This window comes from Pedobacter flavus, from assembly GCF_036324285.1.
In the GTDB taxonomy this organism is placed as follows: Bacteria; Bacteroidota; Bacteroidia; order Sphingobacteriales; family Sphingobacteriaceae; genus Pedobacter; species Pedobacter flavus.
In genome coordinates this window covers 814015-830521 of sequence record NZ_JAZDQU010000001.1, presented here as the reverse complement: position 1 = coordinate 830521, position 16507 = coordinate 814015, and the positions used below count along the sequence as shown (strand labels likewise).

At 33.3% G+C, this 16507-nt stretch carries 20 protein-coding genes and 1 tRNA gene; 11 read left to right on the top strand and 10 right to left on the bottom strand.

The window, feature by feature from the left end; translation table 11 throughout:
* Window positions 1–73: 73 nt before the first annotated feature.
* From VRU49_RS03910 to VRU49_RS03895, 4 genes are read right to left on the bottom strand one after another with little or no spacing between them, the layout of a single operon-like run.
* Window positions 74–277, bottom strand: coding sequence for a hypothetical protein (locus tag VRU49_RS03910; protein WP_330145475.1), 204 nt, complete (start codon window positions 275–277; stop codon window positions 74–76).
* Window positions 278–286: 9 nt separating this feature from the next.
* The gene (locus tag VRU49_RS03905) at window positions 287–580 is read right to left on the bottom strand and encodes a hypothetical protein (protein WP_330145474.1); all 294 of its coding nucleotides are present in this window, start codon (window positions 578–580) and stop codon (window positions 287–289) included.
* Window positions 570–896, bottom strand: a complete 327-nt coding sequence (locus VRU49_RS03900; RefSeq protein ID WP_330145473.1) for an HIRAN domain-containing protein — start codon at window positions 894–896, stop codon at window positions 570–572. Before VRU49_RS03900 ends, VRU49_RS03905 begins: the two co-directional genes overlap by 11 nt.
* 55 nt (window positions 897–951) lie before the next feature.
* Complete coding sequence (locus tag VRU49_RS03895; RefSeq protein WP_330145472.1) at window positions 952–1962, bottom strand: helix-turn-helix transcriptional regulator; 1011 nt, start codon at window positions 1960–1962, stop codon at window positions 952–954.
* A gap of 146 nt (window positions 1963–2108) precedes the next feature.
* Between VRU49_RS03895 and VRU49_RS03890 the strand changes: the two genes are divergently transcribed.
* Window positions 2109–2603, top strand: a complete 495-nt coding sequence (locus tag VRU49_RS03890) for a thioredoxin family protein (RefSeq protein WP_330145471.1) — start codon at window positions 2109–2111, stop codon at window positions 2601–2603.
* Between the two features lie 69 nt (window positions 2604–2672).
* Here VRU49_RS03890 and VRU49_RS03885 read toward each other — a convergent pair whose 3' ends face one another.
* Window positions 2673–4379, bottom strand: coding sequence for a glycoside hydrolase family 3 protein (locus tag VRU49_RS03885; RefSeq protein ID WP_330145470.1), 1707 nt, complete (start codon window positions 4377–4379; stop codon window positions 2673–2675).
* A gap of 222 nt (window positions 4380–4601) precedes the next feature.
* Between VRU49_RS03885 and VRU49_RS03880 the strand changes: the two genes are divergently transcribed.
* Both VRU49_RS03880 and VRU49_RS03875 read left to right on the top strand, forming a co-directional pair.
* Window positions 4602–4787, top strand: a complete 186-nt coding sequence (locus VRU49_RS03880; RefSeq protein WP_330145469.1) for a hypothetical protein — start codon at window positions 4602–4604, stop codon at window positions 4785–4787.
* A gap of 345 nt (window positions 4788–5132) precedes the next feature.
* A complete protein-coding gene (locus VRU49_RS03875; RefSeq protein WP_330145468.1) occupies window positions 5133–5828 on the top strand; it encodes a hypothetical protein in 696 nt (231 codons plus the stop codon).
* A 170-nt stretch (window positions 5829–5998) separates the two neighbouring features.
* Here VRU49_RS03875 and VRU49_RS03870 read toward each other — a convergent pair.
* The 3 genes from VRU49_RS03870 to VRU49_RS03860 all read right to left on the bottom strand — a co-directional run bounded on the left by VRU49_RS03870 (window position 5999) and on the right by VRU49_RS03860 (window position 8061).
* Window positions 5999–6089: transfer RNA gene (locus tag VRU49_RS03870), tRNA-Ser, on the bottom strand.
* 28 nt (window positions 6090–6117) lie between these two features.
* Window positions 6118–7548, bottom strand: a complete 1431-nt coding sequence (gene pyk, locus VRU49_RS03865) for a pyruvate kinase (protein ID WP_330145467.1) — start codon at window positions 7546–7548, stop codon at window positions 6118–6120.
* 96 nt (window positions 7549–7644) lie between these two features.
* Window positions 7645–8061, bottom strand: a complete 417-nt coding sequence (locus VRU49_RS03860; RefSeq protein ID WP_330145466.1) for an IPExxxVDY family protein — start codon at window positions 8059–8061, stop codon at window positions 7645–7647.
* Between the two features lie 152 nt (window positions 8062–8213).
* Here VRU49_RS03860 and VRU49_RS03855 point away from each other — a divergent pair, with 152 nt between their 5' ends.
* The 3 genes from VRU49_RS03855 to rnc all read left to right on the top strand — a co-directional run bounded on the left by VRU49_RS03855 (window position 8214) and on the right by rnc (window position 10535).
* Complete coding sequence (locus VRU49_RS03855; protein WP_330145465.1) at window positions 8214–8450, top strand: acyl carrier protein; 237 nt, start codon at window positions 8214–8216, stop codon at window positions 8448–8450.
* Window positions 8451–8481: 31 nt separating this feature from the next.
* Window positions 8482–9738 carry a beta-ketoacyl-ACP synthase II gene (gene fabF / locus VRU49_RS03850; RefSeq protein WP_330145464.1) on the top strand — a complete coding sequence of 419 codons (1257 nt, stop codon included), beginning with the start codon at window positions 8482–8484 and terminating at the stop codon, window positions 9736–9738.
* 68 nt (window positions 9739–9806) lie between these two features.
* Window positions 9807–10535 carry a ribonuclease III gene (gene rnc, locus VRU49_RS03845; RefSeq protein ID WP_330145463.1) on the top strand — a complete coding sequence of 243 codons (729 nt, stop codon included), beginning with the start codon at window positions 9807–9809 and terminating at the stop codon, window positions 10533–10535.
* Here rnc and VRU49_RS03840 read toward each other — a convergent pair.
* The gene (locus VRU49_RS03840; protein ID WP_330145462.1) at window positions 10532–11281 is read right to left on the bottom strand and encodes a hypothetical protein; all 750 of its coding nucleotides are present in this window, start codon (window positions 11279–11281) and stop codon (window positions 10532–10534) included. The genes rnc and VRU49_RS03840 overlap by 4 nt on opposite strands.
* A 60-nt stretch (window positions 11282–11341) precedes the next feature.
* Between VRU49_RS03840 and VRU49_RS03835 the strand changes: the two genes are divergently transcribed.
* Genes VRU49_RS03835 through nadD form a run of 4 tightly spaced genes read left to right on the top strand, consistent with a single transcriptional unit; the run spans window position 11342 to window position 14160 of the window.
* Window positions 11342–12085, top strand: a complete 744-nt coding sequence (locus VRU49_RS03835; RefSeq protein WP_330145461.1) for a lysophospholipid acyltransferase family protein — start codon at window positions 11342–11344, stop codon at window positions 12083–12085.
* Window positions 12086–12105: 20 nt separating this feature from the next.
* Entirely contained in the window at window positions 12106–12981 is an 876-nt protein-coding gene (locus VRU49_RS03830; protein ID WP_330145460.1) for a YicC/YloC family endoribonuclease, read from the top strand.
* A gap of 13 nt (window positions 12982–12994) precedes the next feature.
* Complete coding sequence (gmk, locus tag VRU49_RS03825; RefSeq protein WP_330145459.1) at window positions 12995–13579, top strand: guanylate kinase; 585 nt, start codon at window positions 12995–12997, stop codon at window positions 13577–13579.
* Window positions 13580–13590: 11 nt separating this feature from the next.
* Window positions 13591–14160, top strand: coding sequence for a nicotinate (nicotinamide) nucleotide adenylyltransferase (nadD, locus tag VRU49_RS03820; protein ID WP_330145458.1), 570 nt, complete (start codon window positions 13591–13593; stop codon window positions 14158–14160).
* Here nadD and VRU49_RS03815 read toward each other — a convergent pair whose 3' ends face one another.
* Window positions 14161–14865 (bottom strand): SAM-dependent methyltransferase, encoded by a 705-nt coding sequence (locus VRU49_RS03815; RefSeq protein ID WP_330145457.1) that lies wholly within the window; start codon window positions 14863–14865, stop codon window positions 14161–14163. It lies immediately after the preceding gene.
* 210 nt (window positions 14866–15075) lie between these two features.
* Between VRU49_RS03815 and VRU49_RS03810 the strand changes: the two genes are divergently transcribed.
* Window positions 15076–16335, top strand: coding sequence for a DUF6600 domain-containing protein (locus VRU49_RS03810; protein WP_330145456.1), 1260 nt, complete (start codon window positions 15076–15078; stop codon window positions 16333–16335).
* Window positions 16336–16507: the final 172 nt, after the last annotated feature.

The following is a 16507-nucleotide window of genomic DNA, read 5'->3' as shown; positions in this document are numbered from 1 at the left end:
AATTCAAAATTAACTTAAAAATTCGTTTACACTATCGACCGATGGTCTTTCTAAAATTTTATTTTTCATAATCTTAAACATTAATTAAATAAAAATGATGCAACGAAAACACGCCTTTAATCTCTCCATTTTCATCTTTCAAAATCGCTGCGTGATCTTTAAGATCTAACACTCCGTAGAAAATCCTACCATCAACATTCCTTTCAAAAGAAACTTCTCCATTTAATTCCTGTTCATTTGGATTTAATCGGTACACAACAAACTTTTGTGGCTCCATATTTTTTATTTAAAAAGGTAAATCATCTTGACCTCCCATTGAATTCACATTCATAAGTTCGGCGTTTTTTGAATTAATAAAATCAGTGATGCTGTATAACAACCGAACATTATAGTCGGTAACATTTCTAAAATCATCCCCAAAAACAACCGTTTCATTTTCATCAAATAGATCGTTCAAATCCCCATATTCTCCGCTCATCGATAAATTTAGGATGATTAATTCTAATTGCTCTACGGTTTCCCGCAAAATTAAAGGGGCTGCCTCTAAATGAGCTTTATAAATTTCTTGATTACTTTTCATCGGCCATTTGTATTAAGTGTACCACAACCCCAATTTGTCCCTCCGCATGTTCGCTACAATCTAAATACTGAATTCGAGCTTCAAACCCACTAAACCCAACTTTTAATAGTTTATAGAATATTCTATTTTCGGTTCGTGGAATAAATCCAAGTTTATACGAATTGTAATAAATGGCGACAGCACGGGCATCAAAAGGGTTATTTTCCTCCAACACCAAATTTAATAAAGTACCAATTTTTAAGTCGTTAAAGCAAATTACGCCATCATAATACGTAAATCCAGCTATACTGAAATGGGCAAGATGTTCTCTTTTCATGGTTATAATTTTAATTTATCACCAATCTAAACGACTACAATGCAGTGTATTTGCATTAAGAAAAATTATTTGCCGCTTTCTGAATTTTCGAAAATATAGCTTGCTTAAGTTGTAAGGGTTGAATTATTGAAATGTGGTTACAATGAGCCAAAATCCAATTTTCGAGTTCCTGATTTATAACTAAATTATACTCAAATATACAGCCATCATCCTCATTTTTAATAAGTATCTGACTTCTGTGCATGGGTTTAGTGAGTAGATAGGGAGCGTATTCTTTTTCTACTTTTAATATTATTTGTTGTGGTGCCTCCCCATTAAAAGTTACGCCTAGTGTGTTGAAGAAATATTGTTCAGCATTAAAAGATTGACTACAATATTCCACTTCTGTTATCATTTCAATATTTTCCATTCTGTCTAAAGCTAAGGTTACAATGTATTGTCCCTCCTGATGCCATCCCAATAAATACCACCTCCCGTCATATTCCTTTAACAAATAAGGGTGAACAACATGAGGTTTACAATAACTGTCGTTAAATTTTTTATAGTCGATTTTTAATACAGTTTTATCCTGTATAGCGTTAAGCAATAATTTTAAATATTGAGTGCCCTTAACCTCTTCATCTTTCTCAAATTGAATTGAAGCATCAAAATCGTTAATTATTTTTATCTGAAGGCGACTTTCAAATTTTGAAAATATATTATTTAAATCATCGAAGAAATTAAACCCTTTATATTGGCCTAACACTTTTGCTGCTGTTGCTATTGCACTCAAATCAGCATGATTTATAGTTGTATTTTTAATGGAATAATGAATATCTTCATAATAATACCGCCCATTTTCATTTTTAATTGGTGCATTATATCCTAAATCATTTGAACGCATTACCTTAATGTCATTCTGAATGGTTCGTTTAGAAGGTATATTTCGAGTAGTACGATAGGCCACCTCATCAGCATATTCTGCACAAGCATTTGCCAACTCTTCCCATGTCCATTTTTTACCTCTTTGTTGTAGACAATAATTTATGGTGTGATATCTTAAAAGTGCATCTAGGTTAACAGGCATAATTATAATTTTTTCACAATTTAAGAAAATAATTTTCCTCCAAGTGTATATAGATAGATATACTTAAAGTCATTTAATTTCCATAAACCACTATACTTCATAGGTTTTTAAAAAATCCGTTTACTTTTGCGTATAAATTTATAGTTATGAAAAAGCTTTTCACATTAATTATAGCGGTCTTTTTAACCGCAACAGTATTTGGTCAAGACAAAACTGCCATCAATATTTACAACCCTAAAGCAGATGCGAAAGCAGAAATTGCAGCTGCCGTTGCTAAAGCTAAAGCAGAAAAAAAGCATGTTTTTATTCAAGTAGGTGGAAATTGGTGCGTATGGTGTATACGTTTTCACGATTTAGTGAAAGCTACACCTGAACTAAAAAACTATTTAGACGAAAATTATGAAACAGTTTTATTAAACTGGAGTCCAGAGAATAAAAACGAAGAGTTGATGAAAAAATTTAATTTCCCCGGCCGCTTCGGCTTTCCTGTTTTTCTTATTCTTGATGGTGATGGAAATTTAATTCACACACAGAATTCTGAATATCTAGAGGAAGGTGAAGGGCATAGTGTGAAAAAAATTCTTGATTTCCTAAAAAACTGGAACTATGGTGCGCTTTTACCAGAAAACAATACTTATTAAATATAGCATCACAAAAAAAATGGGAATCAATATAATATTGATTCCCATTTTTTTTATATTCTTTTTAAACTATTCTCCAGCACCAAATTTTAAAGTTGGAGTAACAGTTACTGGTAATTTACCATTTGCAGTGCTTTTTCCAGTTAAATATTTAACTACTGCTCGTTGCATAAATTCTTCTTTTTGATAAGCAACTATTAATCCTTTACTTTTCTCAATTTCATTAAATGCAGCCAAATTATAAGGGTTAGCAAATAAGGTAATCACCACATTTTTTTGAACTTGTTCGTTTATAAATTGAACTACTTCTTTGCTCATCGGTAAATTGTTACCCGGTCTAGATCTAGTATCATGAATACTAATAATCAATTGATTTTCAGATTTTAACTGACCCACCAGATTTGCAATATCATTAGCTGTAGCATTTAAATTAAGGTTTAAAAGGCTAGCATTTGTAAAATGCGACTTTAACCCAGCTTGAAATGGAGTCTCTGTATTAGAACCAATGCTTAAAATTACAGTTGGGGCCGACTTAGAAAGACCAGAGATATATTCTTTACCTTTTAATACGGTAATCGAAGCACTAGCCATCTCATCAATTAACGATTGAGAAATTTCATTATTTAAATCAGACACAACATTTGCCGAACTAGGTACAGTTCTATCTGTTAAGCCAGTCCAGTATTTAGCTAATAAAATTTTCTTAATGCTTGCATAAATTTGGTCTTTACTAATTTGACCTTTCCTCATCGCTTTTCTAATCTTTTTAACAGCTATTTTTGAATCATTAGCCAACTCCATTATATCGTTTCCTGCCGCAGCAGCTCTTAATTCAGCCTCGCCATCTTTATAAAATTTAGCAACGCCCTTCATATTCATTGCATCTGTAATAATTAGACCTTTAAACCCTAATTTTTCTTTAAGCAATCCAGTTACAATTGGCCTAGATAAAGTAGATGGTAGATTAGGGGTATTGTCTAACGAAGGAATATTCATATGAGCAATCATAACGCCTGCCGCTCCCTGTTTTATTAATTCTTTAAAAGGATATAATTCTAATGAGTCTAATCTTTCTTTTGAGAAACCCAATAAAGGTAGGTCATAATGAGAATCTACATCAGTATCTCCATGGCCTGGGAAGTGTTTTAAACTTACCATAATACCTCCATCTTGCATACCTTGCATATAGGCCCCCACTTTTTTTGTGACATTTATTTTGTCTTCACCAAAAGATCTAAAATTAATAACTGGGTTTTTTGCATTGTTGTTTACATCAGCTACCGGAGCCAAGTTAAATTGCATACCCACTCTCTTAAATTGTCTAGCAACTTCTAACCCCATTTTATACAACAATTTATCGTCTTGTATAGCCCCTAAAGTCATTTGATAAGGAAAAGAAACTGTACTGTCTAATCTCATTCCCAATCCCCATTCGCCATCAGATGAAATTAATAATGGCACTTTAGCATAAGATTGATATTTAGAGGTTAAGTCGAGTTGTCGACCAGGACCTCCCTGAAAAAATACTACACCACCTAATTTTTCTTTTTTTATTACTCGTCCAACAGAATCCTGGTACTGCTTACTTAAATTAGTATGAGCTCTAACAAAGAACATTTGAGCAATTTTTTCCTTTTTAGACATTTTTCTAAATACAGAATCAACCCACTTGTTCGGTGTATTTAAACTTTCAATATAAGATTGTTTTTGGGCAGTTGCCGATTGAAAGCCTCCCACTGAAAGTGCTAATACTAATAATCTTAATGTTCTTTTCATTTTTTAAATCAATTCCTAAAAATATTAATCCCTACAAAGATGGGTTAAAGACCGCAAAAACCCGCAATAAACATGTAAAAATGTACTGTAATTTGGAACTTTTTCCTTTTTTAAGGATTTAAGCGGTTCGCATAATTGAATTTAATGGCTAATAATTTGCAAATCAATGATTTTTAAAACTAATTATTTCATCCATTTGTTTATTTATTAAACCCTTTAGCGATGAAAAATTTTAATAAAACTGATGTAAAATTAAATCAGCAAGGCGAACCTACATCTGATAGAATGCACGAAAAAACAAGCGCAAGGGCGCTAACAAAAAAACAAGGAATAAGCAATAGTGGCGGACAAGCCTCTTACGAAACTTCAAATAAACGTACTGGAGGTGATAAAGGCAATAAGAAATAGGCCATTTTTAATGTTGTTTAATATAATTGTTTCCCTTGCCCACTAACCTCAGGGAGCATTAAAGGAAGCTTAGTGGAATGCCTATGCCATATTTTTAGCTAATAAACAGACAAGAAATATCCTTCGCCAAAATTTGCTCAGGTTAATAGATTTTATCTACTTTAATTCGTACCTATACAATATTTTCTAGAGTCCAAATCCCATCTCTGTTATAATTACTTCAAGTGTAATTTAGGAAACAGAATCTTCTGTAAATCAGAACAGACACTTAAAAAGTATTTTCTCACTTCATTATTTTCAATATTTCAAATTTCATATCTTTGCTCAACAAAACTTTAAACTAATATGAAAAAAATTATTTTCCCAATTATATTAATAACAGCATTTTTTAGTCGCACAAATGCCCAAACAGGAACATTAAACCCAGCCACTACAGTAACAAATTCACAGCTTTCCGTGCAATCTGTGATTGATAATTATATTGCTGCGTTGGGAGGAAAAGCAAAACTTGAAGCTGTAAAATCTACTATTACAGAAAATACTATGACTGTACAGGACTTAGAGATTAGCATGACAACTAAAAAAATGGGAAACAAGTTCATTTCTGAGCAGTCAGTTTTGGATGAGACAGTTATACAGTTTTTCGATGGCGAAAATGGCTATATTGAGCAAGGAGGCCAAAGACTTGATATTCCCAAAGATAAAATTCCAGAACTAAAAAAAGGTAAAACAATTGATGCGTTGAACTTCATAAATGAAAACTTTACATCTATTAATCAAGTACAGTTGAACGGCAAAAACTATAACATCCTCAATTCCGATAAAGGTAAATTCTTCTTTGATGCCACTACTGGTCTACTTTACAAATCTGAAACAAGTGATGCTACCGCGACAATAAAAAGTTACATGACTGTGGAAGGTGTTAAATTCCCAGAATTGATTGAAGCTGAAGGCGGCGGACAAATGGTTATTCTTAAAACAACTAAAGTTATTATAAACTCTGGCGTTACAGAGGCTGATTTTAACTCTTCGTCCAAATAAATTTGGCTCGAATACAGAGATTACCTCCGGTGATCTCTGATGGGGGGTGGCTTCAAGAAATGCCTTCTCGCTGCGCTCGTGCATTTTGTATTTTAACTCTTCGCCCAAATAAATTTGGCTCGAGTATAAAATACAAAATGCCCACCGACTATCGTCGGCAGGCATTTACTTGGCGGAGAGTGAGAGATTCGAACTCTCGATACACTTTTGGCGTATACACACTTTCCAGGCGTGCTCCTTAAACCACTCGGACAACTCTCCAAAAAGCAGACAAAGTTAAAATATAACTTTAATCTACTACAGTAATCTTTAGCATATTTGTTTTGCCTTTTTTCTCCATCGGAATGGCGGCGGTATTGATCAATATATCTCCTTTTTTTACTAATTTTTGTTTTTTAAGGATCTCATTTACTTCTAGTATAGATTGATCTGTACTTTCAAATTTATCATAATAAAACCCTCTAACTCCCCACAATAAACTCACTGTATTTAAAAGTGATTTATTACTTGTAAAAATAAAAATCAGCGCTTCAGGTCTATGACTTGCTATTTCAAAAGCTGTATACCCACTTAATGTCATAGAAACTATACCCACAGCTTTTGTTTGCTTTGCTAAAAAACAAGCTGAATCACAGATAGCGTCCGACAAAAATGTTGGAGAATTTTGTTTTAAAAACTTATCTGGATTAAAAGGATAATTATTCTGTTCTATATTCTGAATAATCTTCTGCATAGTTTGGATAACAATCAATGGGAACTCTCCAACCGATGTTTCACCACTTAACATAACCGCATCAGCCCCATCCAATACAGAATTAGCCACATCATTTACCTCTGCTCTAGTTGGTCTAGGCGTTGTAATCATACTTTCCAACATCTGCGTAGCAATAATTACAGGCTTACTAGCTGCTCTACATTTTTGAACAATCATTTTCTGTAACAACGGCACTTCTTCCATCGGCATCTCCACTCCCAAATCTCCTCTTGCTACCATTATTCCATCAGCCACTTCTATAATTTCATCGATATTGGCAATTGCTTCTGGCTTTTCAATTTTCGCAATTATTCTAGACGTTTTACCTTGTGATTGAATAATATTACGGAGTTCAATTATATCTTCTGCCCTACGAACAAACGATAATCCAATCCATTGAACATCATTTTTCAAAACAAAATCTAAATTAACTCTGTCTTCAGGTGTTAAAGAAGGAATAGAAACTTTTGTATTGGGAAGATTAACGCCCTTTCTAGAAGTTAAAATACCACCATGAACCACTTCACAAACCACTTCATCAATTAAATTAGTAGATATAACCTTCATTTGAAGTTTACCATCATCTAATAAAATAATTTCACCAGCCTTTACATCTTTTGGGAAGTTTTTATAAGTAATATAAATTTGGTTCTCATTGCCAATACACTCGTTAGTAGTTATGGTTGTTAATTTACCATTAACAAGATGAATTCCTCCATCCTTTACCATACCAATTCTAATTTTAGGCCCTTGTAAATCGGCTAAAACTCCAACATTGTACTTATATTTCTTATTAATTTCTTTTATAGTATCTAAAACTGCTTGATGGTCTTGCTGACTACCATGTGAAAAATTTAACCTACAAACATCCAAACCGGCATTAAACATACTGTATAAAACATCGGGTTTGGCAGATGCCGGGCCTAATGTTGCGACTATCTTAGTTCTTGAGTGGAAAGGTTTCATGAATAACTATTATATAACTATCAACAAAAATGAATAGTTTACTTTTATCAACAAAAAAATCAAATATAGTGTATTTCATACACTTTAAATGACAAATTACATGATCAAATTTTCTTTTGACTTGAGCTTAGCAGGATCAATTTTAACCGCTACCTGTACTTCAGGCAACTTATTTAACCCTGAGATTAAGTAGCTTAGATCCTCTTTATCAATATATTGCTGTATAACAATAAAAAAATCAACCTTACTCATTTCAGGAATTAAAAACCCTTCAGCATTTCTATTGTTTACTAAAAAATATTCTACTTCTGTTTCGGAAAGGAAAAAATACTTTGAAAATGCTAATGGAGGCTCATCAAGATTAAAAAATACTTCATGATCATCAATTTTTTCAAAATTAAAATGTAGGTTAGAATTTATTTTATGACACAGCAAATAGTCCTTTAAAGGGGCTGTAACAGCGATTAAGACGAAGTCTAGATCAAGAGAAAGCTTCAAATAAGTTTTTTGCAATTGAAATGAAGTTTTAAATACAGCAAAATTAACAGTAAATTTGCAGAGTTTAAAAATTAAACACTAAAATTGGGAGAGAAATAAAAACATTTGATAATTGTTAGAATTTATTTTTCTTTGCATTGAATTATTAACCATTAAATTATAAAATTATGTCTGATATTGCTTCAAGAGTTAAAGCTATTATCGTTGAAAAACTAGGTGTAGATGAAAACGAAGTAACGCCAGAGGCGTCATTCGCTACCGATTTAGGTGCTGATTCATTAGATACTGTTGAGCTAATCATGGAATTCGAAAAAGAATTTAACGTGGCTATTCCTGATGATCAGGCTGAAACCATTGGTACAGTTGGACAGGCTATTGCTTATCTAGAGAAAAACGTTAAGTAAGCCTATACGGGACATCGTATAATCGCAATAAATGGAACTCAAAAGAGTCGTAGTAACAGGCCTAGGTGCACTCACGCCAATTGGTAATACTGTTCCAGAATTTTGGGATGGTTTAGTAAATGGTGTGAGTGGCGCTGCCTTAATAAAAGGTTTTGACACGGAAAAGTTCAAAACTAAATTCGCGTGCGAAGTTAAGAACTTCGACCCCGAAGCATTTTTAGATAAAAAAGAAGCCAGAAAATTAGACCCGTTTGTTCAGTTTGCACTTGTTGCTACAGAAGAAGCAGTAAAAGATGGTGGTTTTGATTTTACACAATTAGATACCAACCGTATTGGCGTGATCTGGGGAGCAGGAATTGGAGGGCTAAAAACCTTTTTGGATGAGGTATCCAATTTTGCTAAAAGTGAAGGTACGCCTAGATTTAATCCGTTCTTCATTCCGAAGATGATTATAGACATTGCTCCAGGGCATATTTCTATAAAATACGGTTTACGAGGACCAAACTTTGCTACCGTTTCAGCTTGTGCTTCTTCTACTAACGCCATGATAGATGCATTCAACTATATCCGTTTGGGTACAGCTGATGTAATTATTAGTGGTGGTTCTGAAGCAATAATTAATGAAGCAGGTATGGGCGGATTTAACGCTATGCATGCTTTATCTACCAGAAACGATGATCCAACTACAGCTTCTCGCCCTTTTGATAAAGATAGAGATGGCTTTGTAGCGGGTGAAGGTGCTGGTACAATTATTCTGGAAGAATTAGAACACGCTAAAAAAAGAGGCGCTAAAATCTATGCAGAAATTGTAGGTGGAGGTATGAGTGCCGATGCTAATCATATTACTGCCCCACACCCAGAAGGTTTGGGCGCAAGAATGGTGATGGCAAACGCAATGAAAGATGCAAAACTTAATCCATCGGATATTGACTACATTAATGTTCATGGAACTTCTACTCCACTTGGAGATATAAGTGAAAGTAGAGCAATTGTAGATCTGTTTGGTGAAGATGCTTTCAAGCTTAATATTAGTTCTACTAAATCTATGACAGGTCACTTGTTAGGTGCCGCTGGTGCTGTTGAAGCTATCGCTGCAATTCTAGCTGTGAAAAATGATATAATTCCTCCAACAATTAATCATTTTACTGATGATCCTGAATTTGATCCACGCCTGAATTTTACTTTTAATAAGGCGCAAAAAAGAACTGTTAGAGCAGCATTAAGTAATACTTTTGGATTTGGTGGTCACAACGCTTCCGTTATCTTTAAGAAATATGAAGGTGACTAGTTTAGAGCAAATTCTTGCTTTTATTAAGCAATGATGGCTCTAATATCATTTTGTCATACTTGATTTTAATGCAAATTCTAGATTATTATAAACTTACTTTATCAAAAGATAAAGACTTCATTAGAAAAATTAAGAATATCCTAGGCTTCGTGCCTGGGAATATTTCTTTATATAAAATGGCATTCAGACATAGATCTGCCGCCAAAACGCTCAATAACGGAGTTAAAACCAGCAATGAACGTCTTGAGTTTTTGGGAGATGCTATCCTTGGCGCTGTAATTGCCGAAATGCTTTTCAAAAATTACCCCTATAAAGAAGAAGGTTTCTTAACAGAAATGCGTTCTAAAATTGTTAATAGAGCCAATCTTAATCAGTTAGCCCGAAAAATGGGCTTTAATGAATTAATCGTTTTTGATCAAAAAAATATTAATGTTTTATCTAAACACCACTCTATGCTCGGAGATGCTTTTGAAGCTATGGTAGGTGCCGTTTATTTAGATAAAGGCTATAATTTCACCAAAAATTTTCTCCATCAAAGAATTATTAAGCCATATATTGATGTTCATCAGTTAGAACAAACTGAAACCAATTTTAAAAGTAAATTAATTGAATGGTGCCAACGTCATGGAAAGGATATTACTTTCGAATTAGTAGATAATGATGAGGGTGAAAGCGCTAAATTATTTACTATTCAAGCACTAATTGATGGCGAGTCAAAAGGAATTGGTAGAGATTACAACAAAAAGAATGCAGAAAAATTAGCCGCAGAAAAAGCATGTACTGCTTTATCTATTTAATTTTTTGGCAATAACAACTTCTGAATATATAAGGCTGGATTTTCTTTATACTTCTGAAAGGAAGTATTTATGTGTTTTACAGCATCATAATATGTCCATTTATCAGTTGCTCCCATTTGCGGCCTAAAGGCAATCATAAATGCCTCTAGTGCATCGCCTTCTAAACCAGTATGTTCTTTTACTAACGACTGATTAAAGTGTTTATCTATTTCCGTGTTTTTTACTTCATTTAAGTAATATTTTCCAAACCTTCTTGCATCACTAGGCGTTTTGCCAAACAATTCATAAAAGAAACTTAATGGATTACCACCAATCGGACTCAACATTAATAATGAAGGTTTCCCATTATAAAATGCGCCCTTCTTTCTAAATTCATTTCTTACTTCATTTAATTCAGAAAGTTTTGTCTTACCAGTGATTTGTACTTCTTCAATATGATAAGCATCAACCCTTAATCTGACAATTAATTCCTCGTTGGTTTTTATTATTACGTTTTGAGGCGTATAAAACCCTCTTTGGATTAACAAAGTATCACCAATATGGCCAAAAAGCTGAAAATAGCCCATTTCATTTGCCAATACAGTTACTTTAGTTCGAAGGTTAGTTATCTCAGAAGAAACTAATCTGGATTTTGAAGCTGCATCTAATACAGTACCCTTAATTAGTTGATCTTGAGCAAAAACTTGAGACCAAAAAAACAAAAATATTAATAAAAAAACTATCTTTAAACTCTTAGGAGTCATCATTTATTTTTTTTATAAAGCTAAATAATGGGTTCTAGAATTATTGTTAAATAGCGTTAAACCTTGAAAAATTTAATAGGCATTATTTACATCACTTATAGCGTGATTATTTTTATAAGTATAATGCTTTTAATTTTCCCGTTTATTATCCTTTCATCCGTATTCCTTAAGAAAAACAAAGCCAGAAAAACCAATTTATTTCTTCTTAAAATTTGGGCTAAAACATTTATAAGTTTTGTGGGATTATCTGTTTCTATTAAATATAATACCCCTATAAATCTTTCTAAGACTTATATTTATACAGTTAACCATTCTTCATTTTTAGATGCCATTGCTGTTGCAATAGTTATGCCTCAATCTTTTAGTCCACTAGGCAAAATTGAAATGAAAAAAATTCCAATTTTTGGCTTTATTTATAGTAAAGTGGTCATTACGCTCGACAGAAAAAGTAGAGAAAGTAGAGATCAATCGGTAAAATTGTTAAAAAATGAACTGTTAAATGGCACTTCTATTCTTATTTTCCCTGAAGGAACAATGAACAGAACATCGGAATTATTAACAGAGTTTTACGATGGTGCATTTAGAATTGCCATTGAAACCAACACTTCAATATTACCATTTGTAATTTCAAACAGTAAAAAATTACTTCCAGCAGATGATATTTTGAAATTCAGACCTGGGAAAATCGAGGTAGTATTTGGAAATGAAATTGAAGTAAACAACTTAAAAACTGAAGATTTAAATAGCCTAAAAAACACAGTTAGGTCAGAAATGTACAATATGCTTATAAAGTCGGGTTCTCATTAACAAAAAACTTATCTTTGCACATGATAAAATCAATGACAGGTTATGGAATTGCCACAACCAATCATAATAATTCTAAATTTAGCGTTGAAATTAAATCCCTCAACAGCAAATTCCTTGAACTTAATTTAAAGCTTCCTAAATCATATTCTGAAAAAGAATTGTTTTTGAGAAACTTATGTAATAGAGAAATAGAACGTGGAAAGGTAACTATCAGTATAAATATTGAAACCGATTCTGAAAATGTTCAAGGTTCAGATATTAATGAGGTATTATTAGAAAAATATTTCCTTCAATTAAGCGCAATAGATAAAAAGCTAAACGCAAACACCAATAATTTATTACAGCTGGCGCTTAATTTACCAGAAGTAATAACTTATAAAGAAGATCAAACTGATGATGCTGATTGGGAAGTTTTACATCAAACTTTTTTAAATGCACTGAAAAATTTCAATGAATTTAGACTAACAGAAGGTAATACTCTAGAAAAAGATTTACAGCTTAGAATTAATAATATTCTTGATTTTTTTGCACAGCTCGAAAAGTTAGAACCTCAAAGAATTCCTGCAATAAAAGCAAAACTTCAACAGTTTATAGAAGAAAATAACTCTAGAATTGCAATCGACAATAACCGTTTAGAACAGGAATTAATTTATTATATCGAAAAATTAGATATAACGGAAGAAAAAACAAGATTAAAAAGTCATTGTTCCTATTTTCTTAAAACATTAAACAATACAGAAGGAAATGGAAAGAAATTAGGATTTATTGCTCAAGAAATCGGGCGAGAAATAAATACCATCGGTTCAAAAGCTAATGATGCTGGAATGCAGCAATTAGTGGTTGGGATGAAGGAAGAATTAGAAAAAATTAAAGAACAATTATTAAATATCTTATAGATATACTTATTCAATGTCGGAAGAAAAAGCACTTGGCAAACTTATTATATTTTCAGCTCCATCTGGGGCAGGAAAAACAACCATAGTTCATCATTTATTAAAGAAATTCCCAGAACTGTGCTTCTCAATTTCTGCTACTACGAGAGAGCAGAGAGGTAAAGAAGAGCATCAAAATGATTATTATTTTATTTCAAAAGAGGAGTTTTTACATAAAGTTGCAAGGCAGGAGTTTGTAGAATTTGAAGAGGTTTATAGTGGTACTTTTTATGGTACTTTAAGGTCAGAAATTGAACGAATTTGGGCTATGGGGAAGGCCGTAATTTTTGATATTGATGTAGAAGGCGGTCTTAGGTTAAAAAGAAAATACGAAAATGATGCTTTAGCTATTTTTGTACAACCTCCGTCATTAGATGTATTAATTGAGCGACTTACGAATAGAGGTACAGATCACCCAGAAAAGCTTAAAGAAAGAATTCTAAAAGCAGAAAAAGAACTTTTATATAGTGATAAATTTGATGTAATTCTAAAGAACCATGATTTAGAAGAAGCATGTAAAGAAGCAGAAAAAATTGTAGGAGATTTTTTAAGGAAACCTTAATCAATTTTAATATGGTAGGATTATTTTTTGGCTCTTTTAATCCAATTCATGCAGGGCACTTGATGATCGCTCAATACTTATCAAACTTCACTTCCTTAACAGAAGTTTGGCTAGTTGTATCGCCTCAAAACCCTTTAAAGAATAAGAAGTCATTAGCAAATGCTTTTGATCGATTAGAAATGGCCAAATTAGCTACAGAAAAATCGGAAAAAATTAAAGTAAGCGATATAGAATTTAACCTGCCTAAACCTTCGTTTACCGTAGACACATTAACCTATTTAAAGGAAAAATATCCAAATAAGGAGTTTGCCGTTATTATGGGTTCAGATAATTTATCTTCTTTTAAAAAGTGGAAAAACTATGAAGTTATTCTAAATAATTATTCCATTTACGTATATCCACGCCCTGGATTTGAAGCGAACGAATTCGAAAATCATCCCAATATCCATATCACAGCCACTCCACTTATGGAGATTTCATCCACATTTGTTAGGGAAGCAATAAAAAAGAATAAAAGCATACAATATTTTGTGCCAGATTCGGTTATAGAGTTTATTGAAGCCAAAGGCTTATATAAATAATTAGAATATTAAAAATATTGCTGGTTGCTTATGCAAATCAGGTTTTTCTTTTCTCCAAGCATAAATAGTTTGGGTTTTTATAAACTCGTTAGGACCCGTAAGATTTGCCGCTATACATAATTTTGTATTGGCATTACAAGATTTTAAAATCTCATCTAATAAGGGGTTATTTCTAAATGGAGTTTCAATGAAAATTTGAGTCTGTTTCCTGCTACTTGCCAATTGTTCTAAAGCTTTAATTCTCTTTGAACGCTCTAACTTATCTATAGGCAAATAACCATTAAACGTGAAACTTTGACCATTAAATCCTGATGCCATTAAAGCTAACAAAATAGAACTTGGCCCAACTAATGGAACTACCTTAATCCCCTTTTTATGTGCCTCAGCTACAATTTCTGCACCTGGATCTGCTACGCCCGGACATCCAGCTTCGCTCATTAATCCAACATCTTTTCCTTCCATTAATTCTTTAAAAAATGGCGCTAAGTTGTTATTTCTCTTATGCTTACCATAATCATGGATAGTAAGTTCCGACTGAGGTATTTTTATTCCAGCTTCTTTTAAAAACTTTCTGGCTGTTTTTTCGTTTTCAACTATATATGTAGATATAGAATTTATAGTTTCTAAATAAAATAACGTATTAGATTTTTGCGTAGCCTCTTCTGAAAGTGGCACCGGGATTAAATATAAAACACCTTTTTCCATGGTTAAATATGTATAAAATTTAGGTAATTCTGCCTGTTATTTTAAACACATTTTACTGATGACTTAAACAAGTAGAAATACAAATCTAGTAGTTTATGCCCAGTTTTATGTTGTTTTATATACTGATTACTGCATTTTACATTTTTTAACATTTGGTGGCCTATAAATTGTAAATGCTTAATTATTAGGTTAAATTTTAAATAACACACCATGGAATTCAAAATCAAATTATCGGCATTAATGCTTGGACTGATGTTCCTATTTAGTGGACAATCTGTTAAAGCTCAGGACGACTACGTTTCGCTCCAACAATTCTACGATGAACTTTCTCCATATGGTACCTGGATTAATGATCCTCAGTACGGATATGTTTGGAGGCCCGATGTAGATCAATCTTCATTTAGACCCTATTATACCAATGGAAGGTGGGTTCAAACCGTTTATGGCAATACCTGGGTAAGTAATTATGACTGGGGATGGGCACCTTTCCATTACGGAAGATGGGTTTTAGACCGTTATAATAGATGGTTATGGATTCCTGATACTGTTTGGGGACCAGCTTGGGTAGATTGGAGAAGTGGAAATGGATATTACGGTTGGGCTCCAATGGGACCATCTATAAATATTCACATAAACATTGGTAGAAGGTATGTGAGGCCAGATTATGCTTGGAACTTTATACCAATGCACAATATTTATATTGGAAATTATCCAAGATATCGCGCCTACAACAACGTTAGAATTATTAATAGAACCAAAATCATAAACAATACTTACGTTTATAATTCTCGTACCTATTATACTGGCCCTCGACCAGAAGAAGTAAGAAGAGCAACCAGACAGGATGTAAAGGTTTATGATATTGCTAGAAACAATAGAATTGATGCGCCTAGAATCGATAGGAACACGGTTAATGTTTACTCTCCACGACCAAGTAGAGAGAATTCAGGAAACGCAGCTCCTAGAGGATTAGACAATTCGAACAATGGAAGAAACATTAATGAAGGTCGTAATGGCGCTACTACTGCTCCTAGAGTTGAGAGCAGAGGCGAAAAAAGACCTACTTCAGTTCCTAATAGAAATATGGGTTCGAGCAGTGCAGAAAGACCAGAACGTGGCGGAATTGTTCCAAATACAAGGGATATGCCTCCAGTAAACAATACTTCGCCTCAAAGATCTCAGCAAAATCGTGAAGGAAATGTTTCTACAGCCCCACCTCAATCACCTAGAGAAATGTCTGCACCGGGACGTTCGCAGAATGTCCCTGCACAACAACAAGCGCCTCGCCAACAGTCTGCACCGCGACCACAAGCAGATAATCGCCAACAGCAACAACGTAATGAACGACCACAAGTTCAGCAACGTACGCCACAGCAAAGTCAGCCTAGGCAACAACAAAGCAGAGGCAACTCCGGAAACAACAATTCTGGAGGCGGGAGAGCTGAAAGTGGTAGACCCGGAAGAGGATAATGCATAATTATCAAATAAGAAGCCCCGATTTATTCGGGGCTTTTTTGTTGATAGATAGTTTTTATTAAGTATTTTCTTTCTTAGGAAAGCTAGATTATATGCTTGAAAAATTCATATTCGGTATATAAATAGCCTATATTTAAGGCTTATAACTGCAAGAGATGTTTGAAAA